Raw genomic sequence first — 20,916 nt, forward strand, 5'->3', positions numbered from 1 at the left:
CCTTGGGCGGACTCAGTGGGCAGCGTCGACGAAGTCGGAGGAGTGCATCTGCAGGTACTTGAGCACCAGTTCCTGGGTGGGCGCACTCATGTTGGTGAATCCCACCATTCCCGAGAACATGGCCGGCCAGGTGTTGGCATCGAAGTGCTCGGGCGCAGGCTCGGTATGGCAGACGCTGCAGGCGTCGCGGTAGGTCTGTCCGGCGGTCTCCCAGAGCGCCTCGCGTTTGCCCAGGTAGGCCCCCTTCTCGGCCCACAGCGTCACCGACACCTGGCCCCAGGGCAGGCCGGTCAGCTCGTCGACGACATCGCTCTGGTGAGTCTCGATCATCGCACCGTCCTGGGCGATGTCCTTGTCGAGCACGGCGCTGCTGATGTTCTGGCCGAAGTCCTCATACAGCACGCGCCCGAAGCCCTTCTCCTTGCGCCAGGCGGCGATCGCCAGCTTCACGCTGTCGTCCCGGGTCTCCAGCACCTTGACCTCGGTCGCCACCTGCAGCACGCCCGCCTGCTCGGTGCGCTCGGCGTCGGTATAGAGATCCACGGACTTGGCGCTGTAGTAGGTCTCGCCCTCGTCCAGGCGGACCGAGGTGGCCTCGCGGACCAGGCCGGCGAGCAGGGGATCGACGCTGCCCATCTGCTGGGGCAGCTGGTGGGCGATGCCCTTGTGGCAGTCCACGCAGCTCTGGCTGCGCTCCGCGGCGGGCTCCATGAAGCGCCGTGCCTCATCGCTCATCGCGTTCCAGTCCATGCTGTCGTAGTCATGGCAGTTGCGGCACTCCTGGGAGCCGTTGGCCTTGAAGCGGGACCACTCGTGCTGCGCCAGCTCGAGGCGCTTGGCCTCGAACTTCTCGGGGGTGTCGATGGTGCCGAAGATAGCGCCCCACACCTCCTTGCTGGCCTGCATCTTGCGCGCGATCTTGTCGGTCCAGTTGTGGGGGACGTGGCAGTCCGAGCAGATCGCGCGAACGCCGGAGCGATTGGACCAGTGCACTGTCTGCTGCAGCTCCTGATAGACGTTATTCTCCATCTCGTGACAGCTGACGCAGAACTTCTCGGTGTTGGTCACCTCCATCGCGGTGTTGAAACCGCCCCAGAAGATGATGCCTCCGAGGAAACTGACGATGATGATGACCCCCAGGCTGATGTGCACGGGGGGACGTTTCAGGGTATTCCACAGCGCCGCTAGGATCTTCATGTCTCTTCTCGCTCGACTGGTTCGTGAGGGTTAACCGCCGTGCCCGGGCGGGCCCAGCACGAAGACCTGCAACATCCACACCACGAAGCCATAGCCGACCACCGCCGCAATGGTCAGGAATGGCACCACCACCGCCGTCACAAACAGGAAGGCAAGCCACTCGCGCCGCTTGCCAATGGAACGGGCCTCGCCCTGATCGTTGGCCTCACCCATGTCGTCCCCCTTGAAGGTCTCGTCTTGCCCGTGGCATCCGCGTCCCGGTCATCCGCCGGCGTGGCCCGATGGGCGCCGGCGCGGCGCCTGGACCGCCGCCTTAATCGCGTCTTAACACTTTAGTCGCCCCACATTTGCCCCCCATGACCCAGGTCAAGCCGCAGACATGTGAGCACTGATTCATATGCTGATCGGACCGCAGAAGTGTTAACGGCGGGCGCCTGGCAAAGTGGAGTCGTGTGGCGGAGTGAGCCGGGGCAGCACAAGAGAAGGGACGGAGAAGGGGCGCCGAGGAGTGCTAGGCTGGAGGGAGGATCTACGCGGAGGCGCTCATGCCCAGACTCGACGGTGTGCTGGAAACCGCGCTCTACGTGGCGGACATGGCCCGCGCCCGGGCCTTCTTCGAGGAGGTGATGGGGCTCTCGCCCTTCAACGCCGACCACCGCTTCACCGCCTACGACGCCGGAGGCGGCACCGTGCTGCTGCTGTTTCGGCACGGCGAGACCCGGGAGACGGTGGTGCTGCCCGACGGCATGGGCACCATCCCGCCCCACGACGGCGACGGTCGGGTGCACATGGCCTTCGCCATCGCCGCCCGGGAGCTCGGCGCCTGGGAGGCGCGGCTCGCGCAGCACGACGTCGCGATCGAGGGGCGCACCCACTGGCCACGCGGGGGCGAGAGCGTCTACTTTCGCGACCCCGACGATCATCTGCTGGAGCTCGCCACGCCCGGGGTCTGGCCGACCTACTGAGCCTCTATGGGGTCAGCTGACCCCCATGTAGCGCCCGGGCTTGTGGTTCAGGGCGATGATCAGGTTGAGCGCCACGGCGCCCAGCACCGAGAGCCCGACCCGCTCCAGCGGCAGCATCGACAGCGCGATCAGCATGATCAGCCCGTCGATGCCCAGCTGCACGTAGCCCGCCCGCCAGCCGTAGCGATCCTGCAGGTAGAGCGAGAGGATGTTGATGCCCCCCAGGCTCGTACGGTGACGAAAGAGCACCAGCATGCCGATGCCGATCAGGCTGCCGCCCATCAGCGCCGCGTAGAGCGGCTGCAGCCGCTCGAAGCGCACCCAGCCGGCGGTGAGCTCCGAGAACATCGAGACCAGGGCGATGGCCACGAAGGTGCGCAGGGTGAAGCTCCAGCCCATGCGCCGGATCGCCAGCCAGTAGAACGGCAGGTTGATCAGGAAGAAGCCGACCCCGAAGCGCCAGCCGGTGGCGTACTGCAGCAGGAAGGCCAGGCCCGCGGTGCTGCCGGTGAGCAGCATCGCCTGGGTATAGAAGCTCACGCCGAGCGCGACGAAGAGCGTGCCGACCAGCATCGCCATCACGTCCTCGTGGAGGCGATGGGGGTCGGTGGGCAGTTCCTTGGGATCCATGTCTGCTTCCTTACCTAACGCGGCTCGGCGTGCTCGATCATCAGCTGCAGCGACTCGCGTCCCCGCCAGCGGTTGCGGTTGAGCTTGAAGGCGCAGTGCAGCGTGGTGCCGACGCCGAAGGCCGGCACCTCGCCGGGCGTGAGGGCGCGAAACCAGATCGCCTTGAGGCTCGTGGCGCCGGCCGAGAGCTCGAGCATCAGGTGGCTGCCGTCGGCGCCCACCGGGCGCAGCGACTCGACCAGGAACTCTCCCTCGAAGAGCGGGGCATCGAACTCGCGGCCGAAGGGCGCGAGCCGCTCGAGTTCGTCCAGGGTGGCGAGGCAGAGCTGGTGGGGCAAGAGCTCGCCATCGGTGAGGATGCGCGGGCGCAGCTCGACATCGCCCAGCTGCTCGCCCACGGCGGTGAGGAAGGCGGCGCGGAACTCCGTCAGCCGCTCGGCCGGCACCCCGACCCCCGCGGCGCCGCGGTGGCCGCCGAAGCGCGGCAGCGCCTCGGGCGCCAGCTCGAAGGTGCGCTGCAGGGCCTCGCGCAGGTGCAGGCCCTCGATGGAGCGCCCGGAGCCGGTCAGCATGCCGGGTGCCGCCGCCGGCGTCAGCACCAGGGCCGGCCGGCCGAAGGCCTGCACTAGCCTTGATGCGACGATGCCCTGCACCCCGGGATGGCCCTCCTCCAGGTAGATCACGATGGCGGGCTCATCGGCGGTCAGCGCCGGCAGCGCCAGCGCCCTGGCCTGCTGGGCCATCTCCGCCTCGATCGCCTTGCGGGACTGGTTGTCCTGGTCGAGCGTCTCGAGGTGGCGATGGGCCACCGCCTCGTTTGCGGCGAGCATGAAGTGAAGCGCCGCGTAGGGGTCGTCGAGCCGCGAGCGGGCATTGATGCGCGGCCCCATCTGGAAGGCCAGGGTCTCCGCGTCGAAGGGCACGCTGTCGGCCCCCAGCCGCGCCGCCATGGCGCGCCAGCAGGCCGCCTCCATGCGGTTGATCAGGGTCAGGCCGTGATGGACCACGGCGCGATTGGCGGCGCTGCCGCCCAGCGACACGCAGTCGGCCACGGTGCCCAGCGCCACATAGGAGAGCCAGGGCGAGAGCTTGGGGGTAGCCGGCGCCAGCACGCCCCACTCGACCAGCACCCGCCGGGCCAGCGACATGACGAGCCACGCCACCATGCAGCCGGCGATGGTCGGATCCGGGTAGTCGCAATCATCGCGGGTCGGGTTCACGGTGGCGTAGGCCGAGGCCGGCGGCCCCTCCAGCGGCAGGGCGTGGTGATCGCTGACCACCACCTCGACGCCGGCGGCCTTGAGCCGCGCGATACGCGGCTCATCAGAGCTGCCGCAGTCGGCGGTGATCACCAGGCTCGGCCGCGGCGAGAGCGCAAGCGTACGCTCCACCAGCGGCAGGCTGATGCCGTAGCCGTCGTGGATGCGATGGCCGATCAGGCTGTGCAGCTTCGCCTCCGGCACCCCGAAGAGCTCAACCAGGGTGCGCCGGATCACCACGTGGGAGGTGATGCCGTCCACGTCGTAGTCGGTGAGGATGCCGATATGCTCGCCATCGACCACCGCCTGGGCGATGCGCTCGGCCGCGCGACGGGCATCGGCGAGCCTCTCGGGGTGCGCCAGGTGGCGCAGGCTCGGCGAGACCAGCGGGCCAAGCTCCCCCTGGTAACCGGCCAGTCGCCCGGCCAGCACCCGGGCCTGAAGCTCGGAGAGCCCCTCTTCGCGAGCACGGGCATAGAGCGCCTCGTCCCGGGGGCGCGGCTCGATGCGCGGCTGGAGGCGTTCATTCAGGTCGTGGGGATCGGTCACGGCGTCCAAGCCTGGCTCCTGTGGTTCGCTCACACCGGCACAGCGATACAGGATCGCGGTGCCCTAGGAGGGGCGCCGGGGACAGGCCGAAGAGGAGGTCCGATGCCAAGGATGGCATCGGTAGCGCCCAGGGAGGGGTTTACAGCGCCTCCTCGACGGCCTGTCGCCGGATCAGCCCCGACGGAAGGGCTAGCGACGATTCTCGGCCACGAACGCCTGCACCGCGGAGAGCTCCGCGGGCAGTACGGTGTAGCGCTCCTCGCGCTCCAGCAGGTCGTCCATGTGCGGCGGCAGCGGCACGCCCGGGAAGCCGGCCTTGACCACCGCCTCGGCGAACTTGGCCGGGTGGGCCGTGGCCAGGGTGATCACCGGGGTCGTCGCATCGGCGCGCGCCCGCTCGGCCGCCCGGTAGCCGGTGGCGGTGTGCGGGTCGAGGATCTCCTGGGTGCGATGGTGCGCCTCGCGGATCACCTCGAGGATGGTAGCGTCGTCGACGCTGTGGCTGGCGAAGCTCTCGCGAAGCCGGGCCAGCGGCGCATCGGCGAGCGCCGTGGGCTCGTGCTGGAAGCGCTCGAGCAGGGCCCTCACCGCATCGCCGTCGCGGCCGTAGGCCTCGAACAGCAGCCGCTCGAAGTTGGACGACACCACGATGTCCATGGACGGCGCCAGGGTGGCCTTGAGCTCCTGCTTGGAGAAGTCGTTGGCGGCCAGCGTCCGGTGCAGGATGTCGTTGGCGTTGGTGGCGATGATGAACTGCTCCACCGGCAGCCCCATGCGCTTGGCGATGTAGCCGGCGAAGACGTTGCCGAAGTTCGCCGAGGGCACGCAGAAGCTGACCGCGCGATGCGGGGCGCCCAGCGCCACGGCGGAGGCCACATAGTAGACGACCTGGGCCATGATGCGCGCCCAGTTGATCGAGTTCACCGCCACCAGCCGGGTGCCGTCGAGGAAGCCCTGATCGGCGAAGCTCGCCTTGACCATCGCCTGGGCGTCGTCGAAGTTGCCCTCGATGGCGACGTTGAAGACGTTGTCGGCCAGCACCGTGGTCATCTGGCGGCGCTGCACCTCCGAGACCCGGTTGTGGGGGTGGAGGATGAAGATGTCGAGGTTGTCGCAGTGGCGGCAACCCTCGATGGCGGCGGAGCCGGTGTCGCCGGAGGTCGCCCCCATGATCACCGCCCGCTCGCCGCGCTTCTGCAGGAAGTGATCGAGGATGCGGCCGAGCAGCTGCAGCGCCACGTCCTTGAAGGCCAGCGTCGGGCCGTGGAACAGCTCGAGCAGAAAGTGGTTGGCGTCGAGCTGGTTGAGCGGCACCACGGCGTCGTGGCTGAAGGTCGCGTAGGCCTCCTCGACGATGCCGCGGAAGGTGTCGTCGTCGATCTCGCCGTTGACGTAGGGCTGCATGACCCGGAAGGCGATCTCGGCGTAGGAGAGCCCGGCCATGGCGGCCAGCTCGTCATGGCCGAGGGCGGGGATCGTCTCGGGCACGTAAAGCCCGCCGTCGCTGGCCATGCCGGTGAGCACGACTTCCTCGAAGGAGAGCGCGGGCGCCTGCCCGCGAGTGCTGATGTAGCGCATGCCTTACTCCTGCTCGTCCAGCGACTCGACGCGGATCCGCGTCAGCGGGCCGGCGACATCGGCCAGCGATTCGATCAGGCGAATGGCCTCGTTCATCTGCTTCTCGCGGGTACGGTGGGTCAGCAGGATGATCGGCACCAGCTCGCCTTCGGTGGCCTCCTTCTGGATCAGCGCCTCGATGGAGATGCCCTGCTCGGAGAGGATGGTCGCCACCCGCGCCAGCACGCCGGGGCGATCCACCGCCAGCAGACGCAGGTAGTAGGCGGTGGTGATGTCCTCCATGGGCATGATCGGCAGCTGGCTGACATCCTCGTCGATGCCGCTGAAGGCCAGGTAGGGCACGCGGTAGTGGTGATCGGTGGCGATGTCGCGGGCCACGTCCAGCAGGTCGGCGACCACCGCCGACGCGGTGGGCTCGGCGCCGGCGCCGGCGCCGTAGTAGAGGGTCGGGCCCACGGCGTCGCCCATCACGGCGATGGCGTTCTTGACGCCGTGGACGTTGGCCAGCAGCCGCTCCTTGGGAATCAGGGTCGGGTGCACGCGCAGCTCGAGCCCGGACTCGGTGCGCTTGGAAATCCCCAGGTGCTTGATGATGTAGCCCAGGTTGTCGGCCTGCTCCACGTCCTCGGCGGTGATTCGCGAGATGCCCTCGGTGTAGGCCTTCTCGAACTGCAGCGGCACGCCGTAGGCGATGGAGGCGAGGATGGTCAGCTTGTGCGCGGCGTCGATGCCCTCGACGTCGAAGGTCGGATCGGACTCGGCATACCCCAGCGCCTGGGCCTCGGCCAGCACGTCCTCGAAGGCACGGCCCTCGTCGCGCATGTGGGTGAGGATGTAGTTGCCGGTGCCGTTGATGATGCCGGCGACCCACTCGATGCGGTTGGCGCCGAGGCCCTCGCGCAACGACTTGATCACCGGGATGCCGCCGGCGACAGCGGCCTCGAAGGCGACGATCACGCCCCTCTCGTGGGCGGCCTTGAAGATCTCGTTGCCGTGCACCGCGATCAGCGCCTTGTTGGCGGTGACCACGTGCTTGCCGTGCTCGATGGCGGTCAGCACCAGTTCGCGGGCCACGTCGTAGCCGCCGATCAGCTCGACCAGCACGTCGACCTCGGGATTGGTGGCCACCTCGAAGACGTCGGCGGTGGTCTTGATGCCGGTGGTGTCACACTCGGGATTGAGGCTGCGGAAGGCGACCTGCTCGATGACGATCGGACGCCCCGCCCGCCGGGCGATGTCGTCGGCATTGCGTGTCAGCACGTTGAAGGTTCCGCCACCGACGGTCCCCAGGCCACAGATTCCCACTCTCACCGGTTTCAATGTCTTTCCCCTTGTTCTGGCGTGTGTCTCAGCGTGTAGGGGGCCCGCCTGGGCCCCTCGTGCCGACGCTCGTCGGCGTCGGTCATCATTCGGCCATCATTCGCTCAGGCCGAGCATGGCGGCCAGACGCTCCGCCGGCACATAGCCGGGCACCAGGCGGCCGTCGGGCAGCACAATCGCCGGCGTGCCCTGCACGCCGAGCTGCATGCCCAGATGATACTGTTCCTCGACCGGATTGTCGCAGTCCGCAGCGCCGCTCAGCGCTTCTTCGCGCTTGGCCGCCGACATCGCCTCGGTTGGGTTGTCGGCGCACCACACCTGCTGCAGCTGGCGTCCGCCCGGCGAGCCCAGCCCGCTGCGCGGGAAGGCCAGGTAGTGGACCTCGATGCCCATCTCGTTGAGCCGCGGCACCTCCTCGTGGAGCTGGCGGCAGTAGGGGCAGGTGGTGTCGGTGAAGACCACCAGCTCGGCGCGACTCTCGCCGGTGCCGCGGTAGATCACTCGCTCGCTCTCCGGCACCGCGGCGAGACGCGCGCTGCGCTCGGCATTGCGGCGCTGTTCGGTGAGGTTGACCAGGCCGTGCTCGGCGTTCTCGTAGAGGTCGCCAACCAGGAAGTGGCTGCCCTCGGCGTTGCTGTAGAAGGTCTCGCCGCTCTCCAGCGTCACTTCATAGAAGCCCTCCAGCGGCGTCTCGCGCACGCGCTCCACCGGCATGGACTGGCCGTTGACCGTCAGGGTCTCGGCCAGCTGCCGGGCCGGGTCGGCCTGGGCAACGGGCAGCAGGGCCAGGGACGCGGCCAGCAGGCCCCCGCCGACGGTAAGGGTCGATAATCTCATGGTTCAGCCTCGAGGATGATGGTGGGCATGCAGGTCTTCCAGTCGCACCTGCGCCACATGGGTATAGATCTGCGTGGTCGAGAGATCGCTGTGACCGAGCAGCAGCTGTACGACACGCAGATTGGCGCCATGATTCAACAGATGGGTGGCGAAGGCATGGCGCAGGGTGTGCGGCGACAGCGGCCGATCGATCCCGGCGACCCGCGCATGGGCCTTGATGCGGTACCAGAAGGCCTGGCGGGTCAGGCAGCGGTCGTTGCGCCCGGGAAACAGGGCCGGCCGGGTGATGTCGGCCATCAGCGCGGCGCGGGCGGTACGCAGGTAGCGCTCGAGCCAGCTCACGGCCTCCTCGCCCAGCGGCACCAGGCGATCCTTGTCGCCCTTGCCGCGCACCCGGACCACGCCCTGGCGCAGGTTGACCGCATCGGTGGTCAGCCCCACCAGCTCGGTGACCCGCAGCCCGGCGCCGTAGAGCACCTCCAGCATGGCCCGGTCGCGCACGCCGAGATCGGTGGCGAGGTCCGGCGCCGCGAGCAGGCGCTCCACCTCGTCCTCCTCCAGGGTGTCGGGAAGGGCGGGACGCACCCGGGGCAGGCGCACGTCGACCAGCGGATCGTGATCGACCAGCCCCTCACCCAGCGCCCAACGGTAGAAGCGCCGCAGGCTCGACAGCAGCCGGGCGTTGCTGCGCAGGCTATAGCCCCCCTCCCGACGCTCGTCGAGCCAGGCCGGCAGCGCTGCGCTCGTCGGCGACAGCAGCGGCTCGTCGGCCTCTGCCAGGCGAGCCTGCCAGCGGGTCAGGTCGTGGCGATAGGCACTCAGCGTGTTGTCACTGGCGCCCTGCTCCAGCCACAGGCCGTCGAGGAAGGCATCGATCAGCGCAGCGGCCTGCGTGGTGGTTCCCATACGACTCCCGAACGGGCCCAATCAGAACGAAACCCCGCCCCGCGGCAGCGGTGACGGGGTTCCGGAAGTGGGGACGGGGCCTTGGCCCCGACGCCACGCGCGGGCAGAGGCTTTCGCCTCAGGCCAGCTTTTCCTTGATGCGGGCAGACTTGCCGCTGCGCTCGCGGAGGTAGTACAGCTTGGCCTGGCGCACGTCACCGCGACGCTTGACCTCGATGGAATCGACCAGCGGGCTGTAGGTCTGGAAGGTACGCTCGACGCCGACACCGTGGGAGATCTTGCGCACGGTGAAGGCGGAGTTCAGGCCGCGGTTACGCTTGCCGATGACCACGCCTTCGAAGGCCTGGAGACGCTCGCGGGTGCCTTCCTTGACCTTGACCTGGACGATCACGGTATCGCCGGGGGCGAAGGCCGGGACTTCCTTGCTCATCTGCTCGGTCTCGAGCGCCTGGATCACCTTGTTCTTGCTACTCATGACAACAACTCCTCAAAAAATCTCGTGACGCGCCGGATGCGGTTCGTCGCCGGCGTGTCGTGATCCCGGCGCCCGAGACGAGCTCGAGAGCGCGGGAATGCTGTTGGTGACACAGGTCCGTCGTCCTGGGGACGCGCCCTGCACCTCCGCCCTGACCTACTTCGTGGCCAGCGCGTAGTCCTCGATGAACTCCTCGAGCAGCACACGCTGCTCGTCGCTCAACGCCCTGCCTTCCAGCAGGTCGGGACGCCTGAGCCAGGTCCGCCCCAATGACTGCTTCAGCCGCCAGCGCCGGATGGCGCCATGGTGGCCGCTGAGCAGGACCTCCGGCACTCGCCGCCCGTCGACATCCTCGGGGCGCGTATAGTGCGGGCAGTCCAGCAGCCCGTCGTTGAAGGAGTCCTCGACCGCGGAATCCTGATGACCCAGCACTCCGGGCACCAGCCTCGCTGCGGCATCGATCAGTACCATGGCCGGCAGCTCACCGCCGCTGAGCACATAGTCACCGATCGACCACTCCTCATCGATGTCGGCTTCCACCACCCGCTCATCGATGCCTTCGTAGCGCCCGGCCACCACCACCAGGGGTGGGCCCGAGGCCAGTTCCTGCACGCCCTGCTGATCCAGCCGCCGCCCCTGAGGGGACAGGTAGATGACCCTGGCGCGCTGACCGGTGGCGGCCTCGGCACGCTCGCGGGAGGCGTGAATGGCCGCCCGCAGGGTATCGACCTTCATCAACATCCCCGGGCCGCCGCCGTAGGGGCGGTCGTCCACGGTGCGATGCCGGTCGGTGGCGTAGTCCCGGGGATTCCAGAACTCGAGCGCAATGCGCCCCTTCTCCACCGCCCTGCCCGTGACGCCGTGGCGAGTGATCGCCTCGAACATCTCGGGGAACAGCGACACCACGCCGATCCACATGGCCGGCGCCGGGATCGCATCGGAACTCAAAATTCCGGATCCCAGTCGACGGTCATCACGCCGCCCTCGAGGTCGACCTCCAGCACGACATCGCCGGGCAGGAAGGGCAGCAGTCGTTCGCGAGCCTCGATGCGCTCGTCGGTCTCGCCCTTCACGACCATGACGTCGTTGGCGCCGGTCTCGAAAAGGTGATCGATGCGCCCCAGTGCCAGACCCTCGCGGGTCACCACGGCGAGCCCCTCGAGCTGATACCAGTAGTAATCATCGCCGGCGAGCTCGGGCAGTTCGGCCTTGGGCAGCAGAATCTCGGCACCCGCCAGGGCCTCGGCCGCCTCGCGGCTGTCGACACCCTCGAGCCTCGCCACCAGGCCCTTGCCCTGGCGACGCCCCTGCAGCAGGCGCGCGCGGGTCAGGCGACTTCCTTGGCGCAGCACCCAGGCCTCGTAGTCGAGGATGCCCTCCATGGGACTGGTGTACGAGTACACCTTCAGCCAGCCCTTGACGCCGTAGGGGCTGGTCAGCTTGCCCAGCACCACGTGATCGTCGGCTGGCTGCGCTTGCGCATGTTCGCTCATCGACGACCCCTGGACCGTTGCAGCAGACAAGTCAGACCTATCAGGCCTGCTTGCGGGCTTCCTTGACCAGCTCGGCGACGCGGTCGGAGAGCTGGGCACCCTGGCTCTGCCAGTGGGTGATGCGCTCCAGGTCGACGCGCAGACGCTCTTCCTGACCACGGGCCACCGGGTTGAAGAAGCCGAGGCGCTCGATGAAGCGACCGTCACGGGACTTGCGAGAATCGGTCACGGTGAGGTGGTAGAAGGGACGCTTCTTGGCGCCACCACGTGCCAGACGAATGGTAACCATGCGTTGATTATCCTTCGGTTGAAGTTACGGATGTTTCGGCCGAGGTGCCGATACCCTGCTGACCCTCGACAATCTGCTCCGGGAAGCGGGCCGACGGCCCGGCTTCGGGTCATTCGGTCACGACGATGACCGCGTCGATCGCGGTCCTGCCTGTGAAGACGCGATATTCTACGGAAAACCGCTCGACTTGGAAACCTTTTTGCGCTCGACGCCGCGCCATGCGCCGGCTCAGCGCCTGGGCATCCCGCCGGGACCACCCATGCCACCCATGCCACCCATGCCGCCGGGCCCGCCCGGGCCGCCGCCGCCCATCATGCCGGACATGCCGCGCATCATCTTCTGCATACCGCCCTTCTGGCCCGCCTTCTTCATCATCTTCTGCATCTGCTTGTGCTGCTTGAGCAGGCGATTGAGGTCGGGCACCTGCAGGCCGGCACCGGCGGCGATGCGACGCTTGCGCGAGCCGTTGATGATCTCGGGCTTGCGACGTTCCTGGGGCGTCATGGAGTTGATCAAGGCCTCGAGCTTGCCCATCTCCTTCTCCGGACCGGGGCCCTGGGCCATCTCGGCCATCTGCCCCATGCCCGGCAGCTTGCCCATCAGGCCGCCCATGCCGCCCATCTTCTTGAGCTGCTGGAGCTGGTCGCGGAAGTCCTCGAGGTCGAACCCCTGGCCCTTCTTGACCTTCTTGGCGAGCTGGTCGGCCTTCTTCTTGTCGACGGTGCGCTCGGCCTCCTCGATCAGCGAGAGCATGTCGCCCATGCCGAGGATGCGCGAGGCCACCCGGTCCGGATGGAAGGGCTCGAGGGCGTCGACCTTCTCGCCCACGCCCATGAACTTGATCGGCTTCCCGGTGACGTGGCGCACCGAGAGCGCCGCGCCGCCGCGGGCATCGCCGTCGGCCTTGGTGAGGATCACCCCGGTCAGCGGCAGCGCCTCATGGAAGGCCTTGGCGGTGTTGGCAGCGTCCTGGCCGGTCATGGCATCGACGACGAACAGCGTCTCGTCGGGCACCACTGCCTTATGCAGCGCCTGGATCTCGGCCATCATCGCCTCGTCGATGGCCAGGCGACCGGCGGTATCGACCAGCACCACGTCGTGGAACTGGATCTTGGCGTGCTTGATCGCCGCCTCGGCGATGGCCACCGGCTGCTGATCGCTGCGCGACGGGAAGAAGTCGACCTCGACCTCGCGGGCCAGGGTCTCGAGCTGATCGATGGCCGCCGGACGATAGACGTCGGCCGAGACGACGAGCACCTTCTTCTTCTCGCGCTCGCGCAGGTAGCGCGCCAGCTTGGCCACCGAGGTGGTCTTGCCCGCGCCCTGCAGGCCGGCCATCAGCACCACGGCCGGCGAGCCCTTGAGGGTCAGCCCCTCGTTGGCCTCGCCCATGATCGCCTCGAGCTCCTGCTGGACGATCTTGACGAACTGCTGTCCCGGGGAAAGGCTCTGGGAGACTTCCTGACCCACGGCGCGCTCGCGCACCCGGTCGATGAACTCCTTGACCACCGGCAGCGCGACGTCCGCCTCGAGCAGGGCTCGACGCACCTCGCGCAGGGTGTCCTTGACGTTGTCCTCGGTCAGGCGGGCCTGACCCTTGATGGACTTGAGCGTCTGGGACAGACGCTCGCTGAGATTCTGGAACATGGGGCCTCTCCAATCACGATGGCCGGGGAAACCGCTCCGGCATCGGCCGGGGCTCCCTGCAATGGTCGAAAATTATACGCGCCCTGGCCGGCAGTCTCCATGCATGACCGGCATTCGCTGCCCCCAAGGGGCGCCGCCGTGCTGTGCGCCGCCGCGGGGATTCGGTATAGTAGCAACACCATTTCATAAGCTCAGGCGCTGGCGAAGGCGCACGGACAGCGATCGATGCAGCCGCTATCACTTGCCGTCATGGCCTTCCTCTTCTATCTGGGGGCCGCCTCTTGGCAGGGCCTCGCCCTGGCCCGGCGTGTACCACCGCGCGACATGCTGGTGCGCGCCCTGGCCCTGTTCGGACTGCTCTGCCACCTGCCGCTGGCCGCCACGCTGCTGGCCCGGGGCGACTCCCTGCTGCCCGGCCTCTCGACCAGCGCGGTGCTGGTCGGCGCGCTCGCCGTGCTGGTGCTGCTGCTGGTCAGCCTCTTCAAGCCGGTGCTCAACATCGCTACCGGACTGCTGCCGCTGGCCGGCCTGAGCCTGCTGCTGGCGGCCGGACTGCCGAGCCCGGAGCGCGCCACCGGCATGACGCCGGGCATCGCTCTGCACGCGTTGAGCAGCGCCCTGGCCTTCGCCCTGCTGGCGATCGCCGCCGTTCAGGCGGTGCTGCTGGGCATCCAGAACCAGGCGCTGCGCCACCACCACATCCGCGGCGTCGTCCAGTCGCTGCCCCCGCTGACCACCATGGAGCGGATCCTCTTCGAGATGATCTGGGCCGGCATGATCCTGCTGACCCTGTCGATCGTCAGCGGCTTCCTGTTCGTCGACGACATGTTCGCCCAGCACCTGGCCCATAAGTCGATCCTCTCGCTGGCCGCCTGGGTGATCTTCGCCACCCTGCTGTTCAGCCACCACCGGCTGGGCTGGCGCGGCATGCGCGCGGTGCGCTGGACGCTGGGCGGCTGCCTGGTGCTGCTGCTGGCCTACTTCGGCAGCAAGTTCGTGCTGGAGATCGTGCTCGACCGCGGCTGAGACCGGCACCCGCCTTGACACCCGCCGACCGACCCCCTACAACTCGAGCCTGATACGCCTTTGAGGATCCTTCGACATTGAGTGACGACTTCCCGCTGGGACTGCTGTTCGGCCTGCTGTTCCTGCTCGTCTGCCTGTCCGCCTTCTTCTCCAGTTCCGAGACCGGAATGATGTCGATCAACCGCTACCGCCTGAGCCATCAGGCGAGCAGCGGCGATACGCGTGCCCAGCGGGTCATGCGCCTGCTCGCGCGGCCGGATCGGCTGATCGGCGTGATCCTGATCGGCAACAACTTCGTCAACAACCTCGCGGCCTCCATCGCCACCATCATCGCCATCCACTTCTTCGGCGAGGTGACCGGCCCGGCCGTTGCCACCGCGCTGCTGACCATCACCATCCTGATCTTCGCCGAGGTCACGCCCAAGACCTACGCGGCGATCAAGCCCGAGCGCATTGCCTACCCCGCCTCGCTGGCCCTGGAGCCGCTGCTCAAGCTGCTCTACCCGCTGGTCTGGCTGGTCAATGCGATTTCCAACGGCCTGCTGCGCCTGATGGGCGTGAAGAGCATCGACGGCGGCGCCGACCACCTGACCCGCGACGAGCTGCGCACCGTGGTGCACGAGGCCGGCACGCTGATCCCTCGCCGCCACCAGTCGATGCTGCTGTCGATCCTCGACCTGGAGAACGTCACCGTGAACGACATCATGGTGCCGCGCCACGAGGTGATGGGCCTCGACCTGGACGACGACCTGGAAGATATCCTGGCCCAGATCCGCACCAGCCAGCACACCCGGGTACCGGTCTACAAGGGTGACATCAACAACATCATCGGCATGCTCCACCTGCGCAACGCGGCGCGCTTCCTCTCCCGCGGCGACGTGTCCAAGGCGGCCATCGTCCAGGAGGCGCGGGAACCCTACTTCATTCCCGAGTCCACCCCACTGCATACCCAGCTGCTCAACTTCCAGAAGCAGAAGCGGCGCATCGGCATCGTGGTGGACGAGTACGGCGACGTGGAGGGCCTGGTGACCCTGGAGGACATCCTCGAGGAGATCGTCGGCGAGTTCACCACCGACGTGGCGGGCCTCGACCAGGAGATCCACCCGCAGGAGGACGGCAGCCACCTGATCGACGGCACCGCCAACATCCGCGACATCAACAAGGCGCTGGGCTGGCAGCTGCCGACCGACGGTCCCAAGACCCTTAACGGCGTGATCCTCGAGCACCTGGAGTCCTTCCCCGACGGTCCGGTCTGCCTGCAGATCGGCAACGTGCACATGGAGATCCTCGAGGTGCGCGACAACCTGATCACCGCCGCCCGCTGCTGGCAGCCGGTACGCCGCGCCGCGCGGGTCGCTTGAGGCCCGTCATCCAGCTCCAAGATAAGACCCGTGCAGCCTAGTCGCGGCCCGCACCGGGCTCGGCCCAGCCGTCGGCCTCGGCCTTGAGGGCGTGCACCCGCTCGGCGACGCGCTGTCGGCTCGCCTCGCCGGGCGGCATGGCCTCGCCGAAGTAGAGCGCCACCCGGGCGCGAACGCGCCGTGGCGGCCGAGTCAGCGCCCTGCCCCCCTGGTGCGAGGTCCAGGAGCCCCACAGGCCGGCCAGCCCGGCGGGGATCACCGGCACCGCATCGCGAGCAAGGATCAGCTCGAGGCCACGGCGAAAGGGCTGTATCTCCCCGTCCGGGGTCAGGCGCCCCTCGGGAAACACCATCACCACCTCGCCCTGACGCAGCGCCCGACTGACCTCGGCCAGCGCCTGGCGCACGCTGCCCGGATCACGCCGATCGGCGTCCACGGGAATGGCCCCCACCCGGCGAAACAGCCAGTTGAGCCAGGGCGAATCGAAGATCGGCTTGTCCATCAGGAAGCGCAGCGGCCGGGGACTGGCCACGCCTACCACCAGGGCGTCCATGAAGCTGACGTGGTTGCAGACGACGATGGCGGGACCGCTCGCGGGAATGCGCCCGCGACCGCGAAAGCGAAGCCGGTAGGCCAGGTGGAGCAGCAGGAAGAGCGTACGCCGCAGGAAGGGTCGCGGAGCACTGGCCAGCCGCCAGCCGCCCGCGGCCATCACCAGCCCCGTCGCCCCCCACAGCAGCGGCGACATCACGGTGCGCCTGGCGCGCGCCTGAGGCCGGCCAAGATGGTCGAGAGCAGCTGGTCGAGCAGCTCGCCCACCTCCAGCGGTTCGCCTTGCCAGTAGCCGAGGCGCTCGTTGAGGCCCAGCTGGACCAGGCCGTGCACGCTGCCCCACAGCGTTCGACTCAGCCGCCAGGCCTCCAGGTCATCCAGCGACGGCTGGTACTCCTTGAGGGTCGCCTCCACGCGCAGGAACAGCCCCTCGATCATCGCGTTCTGACGTTGATCCAGCTCGCCCTCCTGGGCCAGTGGGTAGTCGAAGAGCAGCTGCCAGCGATGGGGATCCTGGCGGGCGAACTGCCAGTAGGCCCGCGCCAGGGCCTTGAGGCGCTGCTCGGGCACGGCATCGGCGAGCAGCGGCTCGATCACCTCGCGCAGCCGGGCCAGGGTCTCGACGTTGACGTGCTGCAGCAGGTTGCTGAAGCTGCCATAGAGCTTGAGCAGCGTGCTGGGCGCACAGCCGACCTCGCGCGCGAGCGCCCGCAGCGACAGCGTGTGGACCGGATGCTGCTTTAGCCAGGCATCGCAGGCGTCCATGACGTGGGCATGGAGCGCCTCGGGGGCATGCTGTCTGGGACGAGCCATCGGGATCCTCGCGGAGTGGTGGCGCGCAGCGCGCGTCGGACGACAAGGATACTCTCATCGAACACTGTTTTCGACAGGATATCCGCGTCCATTCACGATGCAAGCCGCGGCCGGATCGCGCCGCGTTCGCGGCTTTTCTCCGCCGATGGACTTGGTTACCCTGACGCTCCATCCACTCGGAGTCCCCATGGCCGGCCGACTGCACATCGCCCCGCTCGACCTCGAGCGCCTGCTGCCCGATCTGGTCGCCGAAACCGCCCTGATCACCGGCCCCAACCTGGCGCCACGCCGCCCCCTGTCGATGATCCGCCTGGACGCCGGGCGGCCACGGCTGGCGACGGCCTTCTGGGGGCTGACGCCCCCCTGGCTCAAGGTGCTCGACCATGCGCCCCACTGCGCCCGGGCCGAGGCGCTGCAGACGCGCCCCATGTTTCGCGAGGCCTTCGGCGCCCGGCGCTGCCTGGTGCCGGTCACCGGCGTCTATGCCTGGAAGCCCCAGCCGCGCTTCAAGCAGCCCTTCCTGATTACCCGCGTCGACCGCGGCCCCTTGCTGCTGGCCGGGATCTGGTGTCGCTTTCACACCAGCCTCAGCCAGCACCACGACTCCATGGCACTGATCACGGTGCCGACCAACGCCCTGCTGGCACCGATCACCGACCGCTTGCCGGCGGTGATCGCGCCCGACCGGGCCGCGCGCTGGCTCGATCCACAGACGTCGCCGGAGGAGGCCCAGGCCCTGCTCGGACCCGCCCCTGGGGAACTTCTGGGCGCTTTTGCGGTATCAAGAAAGGTCAACGACCCCGCCTGCCAGGAGCCGACCTGCGCCCACCCCACCGGCCCCATGCTGCGCCATCCCGTCCCACAGGAGCGATGATGATCCACGCCTTGCCTGCTTCTTGCCGCCACCCGGGCCGTCATATCGCCTGGCTGGCCGTTGCCGCGACCCTGCTGACGGGCCTGACCGCCCGCGCCGACGCCGTTCACGCCAGTGTTTCGCCCAAGGTCAGCCCCCACGACGACCGCAACTACCGCGCCCTGACCCTCGACAACGGGCTGAGCGTGCTGCTGGTCAACGACCCGGAGGCCGACAAGGCCGCCGCCTCGCTGAACGTCGACGTGGGCAGCGCCCAGGACCCCGAGGATCTCGCCGGCCTCGCCCACTTCCTCGAGCACATGCTGTTCCTCGGCACCGACGACTATCCCGAGCCCGAGGCCTACCAGGGTTACCTGACCCGCCACGGCGGCAGCCACAACGCCTTCACCGCGCCCCACGACACCAACTACTTCTTCGATATCGAGCCCGGCGCCCTGGCCGGCGCCCTGGATCGCTTCAGCCGCTTCTTCGTGGCGCCGCTGTTCAATGCCGAGCGCCTGGAGAGCGAGCGCAACGTGGTGCACTCCGAATATCAGGCTCGCCTGCACGACGACGGCCGCCGCGCCCAGGACGTGCTCGACCAGCTGCTCAACCCCGCGCACCCCACCACGGGCTTCTCGGTGGGCAGCCGCGAGACCCTGGCCGACCGGCCGGCGGGGGAGCCGAGCCTGCGCGAGCGCGTGATCGATTTCTACGAGGCGCACTACGACGCCAACGTCATGCACCTGGCGGTGGTCGCGCCCCAGCCCCTCGACGAGCTCGAGGCCATGGTCACCGAGCGCTTCGCCGGCGTGCCCGACCGCGACCTCGCCCGGCCGAGCATCGAGGCCCCGCTGGTCGAGGCGCAGAACCTGCCGCAAGCCGTGCAGCTCCAGTCGGAACGCGACAGCCAGCGAGTCAGCTTCCTGTTTCCGGTGCCCGACCCCGAAACCGCCTATCGTCACAAGCCAGCCGACTACCTGGCTCACCTGCTCGGCCATGAGGGAGAGGGCAGCCTGCTCGCGGCGCTGCGTGGAGCGGGCTGGGCCGACGGCCTCTCCGCCGGGGTGACCCGGGGCGATGGCCGCCATGCGCTGTTCGCCGTGGACATCAGCCTGACCCCGGAGGGTGCCGAGGCGCTGCCCAGCGTCCAGGCGAGCCTGTTCGCCGCCATCGAGGGCATCCGCGAAGACGGCCTCGAGGCGTGGCGCTATGAGGAGCAGGCGCGCCTGGCCGACCAGCAGTTTCGCTTCCAGCAGCACGGCGCGCCCCAGGGCGACGCCATCCGCCTGGCCATGAACCTCTCGCGCTACCCGCTGGAGGACGTCAACGTCGCGCCCTACCGCTACGACGGCTTCGATCGCGAGCTGATCGCGCAGTGGCTCGACGGCCTGCGCCCCGACCGGCTGCTGCGCCTCTACAGCGGCCCGGAGGTCGAGGGCGACGCCGTCTCGCCCTGGTTCGACACCCCCTGGCGCGAGGTCGCCATGGACGACTCGGGCGAGCCATTGCCCGGCATCGCCCTGCCCGAGCCCAACCCCTATATCGCCGCCGACCTCGCGCTGATCGAGGACCAGGACGAGGTGCCGAGTCTGGCCATCGACGAGGCGGGTTTCGACTTCTGGCACATGGCGGACGCCACCTTCGACACCCCCCAGGTGGAGTGGCGCTTCAGCCTCCAGCACCCCGCGGCAAGCCGCGAGGCCCGCGAGGCGGCGCTCTCCCGGCTGCTCGCCGGCTGGCTCGTCGACAGCCTCAACGAGACGCTCTATCCGGCACGCCTGGCCGGCCACCGCTTCGAGGCCTACGCCCACGCCCGCGGCATCACCCTGTCGTTCTCCGGCTGGCGGGATCGCCAGGACCGCCTGATCGCACGGGTCGTCCGCCAGCTCGAGGACGCGACGATCGACGAAGCGACCTTCGAGCGAGTGCGCTATCGTCTCCAGCGCGAGTGGCGCAACGCCCCGCAGGATGCGCTCTACCGCCAGGCTCACCGCACCCTGTCCGAGGCGCTGGTGCGCCCGCAGTGGCCCACCGAGGCGCTGCTGCAGGCGAGCCGCGACCTTAAGGCCGCCGATCTGCGCGACTTCCGCGAGCGCTTTCTCGCCGAGCTGCACCTGGAGGCGATGGCGGTGGGCAACCTGACGAGCGAGCTTGCCGGCCGCGAGGCCCGGCAGGTGGCCGAGGCGCTCGCACCGACCCTGACCACCGAGGCCATTCCCGACCTCACCCCGCTGCAGGCGGAGGATCTCCCCGAGCTCATCCCGACCACCACCCGAGAGGATTCGCTGGTGCTGCGCTACCTGCAGGGGCCGGATCGCTCGCTGCAGAGCCAGGCCCGCCTGGCGGTGCTCGGCCAGCTGCTGGAGACCCCGTTCTACCAGCGCCTGCGCACCGAGCAGCAGCTGGGCTACGTGGTCAATGCCGGCTACTCCCCCATGCTCGATGCTCCCGGCATCAGCTTGCTGGTGCAGTCCCCCGATACCGACAGCGAGGCGATCCAGGGCCATATCGACACCTTCCTGGACGACTTCGCCCAGCGCCTCGGGGCGCTCGACGATGACGAGCTGGCGCCCTATCGGCAGGCGGTGCACGACGCCCTGATGCAGCGCGATACCAGCCTCTCCGGGCGCACCAATCGCCTATGGCGCGCGCTGGCCAACGATGACACCGACTTCGACCGCCACCGGCGCCTGGCCGAGCGAGTCCTGACGGTGACGGCCGACGAACTGCGCACGGCCTGGCCGGCGCTTGGCGACAGCGCCGTGGCGCGAGTCAGCTTCGATCCGGGCGATGAGCCCAGCGACGTGCTGGCCCTGAGCCGGCACCTGGCGCCACTGCCCGAGGACGACGACTGACCCGGGGCACGGCCCCCGAGACGACAGCGCCCGGCCATTGAACTGCCCCCCGAAAGTTGGACACCCAATCCAACCTTCGGGGTGTTTCTATGAGGAACCAGTACAGCGACCAGTTTAAGTTGCAAGTGGTGCAGCAATACCTGGATGGGGATGCCGGCCTAGAAGTGGTCGCCCACCACTTTAGTCTGGACTATTCCATGGTTAGGCGATGGGTGGAGCAGTACCGGCAGCATGGTCCTGCAGGATTGCGCCAGACACGCCGTCACTACAGCCCAGCGTTCAAGCGCGAGGTGCTGGAAAGGATGTGG

General features: G+C 68.5%; 21 protein-coding genes. 6 read left to right on the forward strand and 15 right to left on the reverse strand.

Annotated features, from left to right (window positions below; genetic code table 11):
• Positions 1-12 precede the first annotated feature (12 nt).
• Positions 13-1,197, reverse strand: coding sequence for a pentaheme c-type cytochrome TorC (gene torC, locus ABE957_RS16715; protein ID WP_349759800.1), 1,185 nt, complete (start codon positions 1,195-1,197; stop codon positions 13-15).
• Positions 1,198-1,227: 30 nt separating this feature from the next.
• Complete coding sequence (locus tag ABE957_RS16720; RefSeq protein WP_349759801.1) at positions 1,228-1,410, reverse strand: periplasmic nitrate reductase, NapE protein; 183 nt, start codon at positions 1,408-1,410, stop codon at positions 1,228-1,230.
• A gap of 332 nt (positions 1,411-1,742) precedes the next feature.
• On the opposite strand from ABE957_RS16720, the gene ABE957_RS16725 reads away from it, so the two are divergent.
• Positions 1,743-2,162 (forward strand): VOC family protein, encoded by a 420-nt coding sequence (locus tag ABE957_RS16725; RefSeq protein ID WP_349759802.1) that lies wholly within the window; start codon positions 1,743-1,745, stop codon positions 2,160-2,162.
• A 12-nt stretch (positions 2,163-2,174) separates the two neighbouring features.
• Here ABE957_RS16725 and ABE957_RS16730 read toward each other — a convergent pair whose 3' ends face one another.
• The 11 genes from ABE957_RS16730 to ffh form a co-directional block, all read right to left on the reverse strand.
• Positions 2,175-2,792 (reverse strand): YitT family protein, encoded by a 618-nt coding sequence (locus ABE957_RS16730; protein WP_349759803.1) that lies wholly within the window; start codon positions 2,790-2,792, stop codon positions 2,175-2,177.
• A 14-nt stretch (positions 2,793-2,806) separates the two neighbouring features.
• The gene (locus tag ABE957_RS16735; protein ID WP_349759804.1) at positions 2,807-4,609 is read right to left on the reverse strand and encodes a single-stranded-DNA-specific exonuclease RecJ; all 1,803 of its coding nucleotides are present in this window, start codon (positions 4,607-4,609) and stop codon (positions 2,807-2,809) included.
• Positions 4,610-4,789: 180 nt separating this feature from the next.
• Positions 4,790-6,178, reverse strand: coding sequence for a threonine synthase (gene thrC / locus ABE957_RS16740; RefSeq protein ID WP_349759805.1), 1,389 nt, complete (start codon positions 6,176-6,178; stop codon positions 4,790-4,792).
• 3 nt (positions 6,179-6,181) lie between these two features.
• Positions 6,182-7,498 carry a homoserine dehydrogenase gene (locus ABE957_RS16745; protein ID WP_349759806.1) on the reverse strand — a complete coding sequence of 439 codons (1,317 nt, stop codon included), beginning with the start codon at positions 7,496-7,498 and terminating at the stop codon, positions 6,182-6,184.
• Between the two features lie 96 nt (positions 7,499-7,594).
• Positions 7,595-8,335 carry a DsbC family protein gene (locus ABE957_RS16750; RefSeq protein WP_349759807.1) on the reverse strand — a complete coding sequence of 247 codons (741 nt, stop codon included), beginning with the start codon at positions 8,333-8,335 and terminating at the stop codon, positions 7,595-7,597.
• Between the two features lie 3 nt (positions 8,336-8,338).
• Complete coding sequence (xerD, locus tag ABE957_RS16755; protein WP_349759808.1) at positions 8,339-9,241, reverse strand: site-specific tyrosine recombinase XerD; 903 nt, start codon at positions 9,239-9,241, stop codon at positions 8,339-8,341.
• A 118-nt stretch (positions 9,242-9,359) separates the two neighbouring features.
• A complete protein-coding gene (gene rplS, locus ABE957_RS16760; RefSeq protein WP_108447385.1) occupies positions 9,360-9,716 on the reverse strand; it encodes a 50S ribosomal protein L19 in 357 nt (118 codons plus the stop codon).
• A gap of 156 nt (positions 9,717-9,872) precedes the next feature.
• Positions 9,873-10,634 carry a tRNA (guanosine(37)-N1)-methyltransferase TrmD gene (gene trmD / locus ABE957_RS16765; RefSeq protein WP_349759820.1) on the reverse strand — a complete coding sequence of 254 codons (762 nt, stop codon included), beginning with the start codon at positions 10,632-10,634 and terminating at the stop codon, positions 9,873-9,875.
• Between the two features lie 26 nt (positions 10,635-10,660).
• Complete coding sequence (gene rimM, locus ABE957_RS16770) at positions 10,661-11,209, reverse strand: ribosome maturation factor RimM (protein ID WP_349759809.1); 549 nt, start codon at positions 11,207-11,209, stop codon at positions 10,661-10,663.
• 40 nt (positions 11,210-11,249) lie between these two features.
• Positions 11,250-11,498, reverse strand: coding sequence for a 30S ribosomal protein S16 (gene rpsP, locus ABE957_RS16775; protein WP_071944078.1), 249 nt, complete (start codon positions 11,496-11,498; stop codon positions 11,250-11,252).
• 228 nt (positions 11,499-11,726) lie between these two features.
• A complete protein-coding gene (gene ffh / locus ABE957_RS16780; protein ID WP_349759810.1) occupies positions 11,727-13,145 on the reverse strand; it encodes a signal recognition particle protein in 1,419 nt (472 codons plus the stop codon).
• A 225-nt stretch (positions 13,146-13,370) separates the two neighbouring features.
• Between ffh and ABE957_RS16785 the strand changes: the two genes are divergently transcribed.
• Together ABE957_RS16785 and ABE957_RS16790 are read left to right on the forward strand one after the other, a co-directional pair.
• Entirely contained in the window at positions 13,371-14,171 is an 801-nt protein-coding gene (locus ABE957_RS16785; RefSeq protein ID WP_349759811.1) for a cytochrome C assembly family protein, read from the forward strand.
• A 77-nt stretch (positions 14,172-14,248) separates the two neighbouring features.
• Positions 14,249-15,532: an HlyC/CorC family transporter gene (locus tag ABE957_RS16790; RefSeq protein ID WP_349759812.1), complete on the forward strand. Its 1,284-nt coding sequence runs from the start codon at positions 14,249-14,251 to the stop codon at positions 15,530-15,532.
• A 37-nt stretch (positions 15,533-15,569) separates the two neighbouring features.
• Here ABE957_RS16790 and ABE957_RS16795 read toward each other — a convergent pair whose 3' ends face one another.
• Complete coding sequence (locus ABE957_RS16795) at positions 15,570-16,280, reverse strand: lysophospholipid acyltransferase family protein (protein WP_349759813.1); 711 nt, start codon at positions 16,278-16,280, stop codon at positions 15,570-15,572.
• Positions 16,280-16,897, reverse strand: coding sequence for a TetR/AcrR family transcriptional regulator (locus ABE957_RS16800; protein WP_349759814.1), 618 nt, complete (start codon positions 16,895-16,897; stop codon positions 16,280-16,282). Before ABE957_RS16800 ends, ABE957_RS16795 begins: the two co-directional genes overlap by 1 nt.
• Positions 16,898-17,084: 187 nt before the next feature.
• Here ABE957_RS16800 and ABE957_RS16805 point away from each other — a divergent pair, with 187 nt between their 5' ends.
• From ABE957_RS16805 to ABE957_RS16815, 3 genes are all read left to right on the forward strand, one after another.
• Positions 17,085-17,771, forward strand: a complete 687-nt coding sequence (locus ABE957_RS16805) for an SOS response-associated peptidase (RefSeq protein ID WP_349759815.1) — start codon at positions 17,085-17,087, stop codon at positions 17,769-17,771.
• Entirely contained in the window at positions 17,768-20,608 is a 2,841-nt protein-coding gene (locus ABE957_RS16810; RefSeq protein ID WP_432765428.1) for an insulinase family protein, read from the forward strand. The genes ABE957_RS16805 and ABE957_RS16810 overlap by 4 nt, the downstream gene beginning before the upstream one ends.
• Before the next feature lie 89 nt (positions 20,609-20,697).
• The coding region (locus ABE957_RS16815) for a helix-turn-helix domain-containing protein (protein WP_349759817.1) at positions 20,698-20,916 on the forward strand (219 nt) is incomplete at its 3' end.

The sequence above is a fragment of the Halomonas pelophila genome (assembly GCF_040196315.1).
Taxonomy (GTDB): domain Bacteria; phylum Pseudomonadota; class Gammaproteobacteria; order Pseudomonadales; family Halomonadaceae; genus Halomonas; species Halomonas pelophila.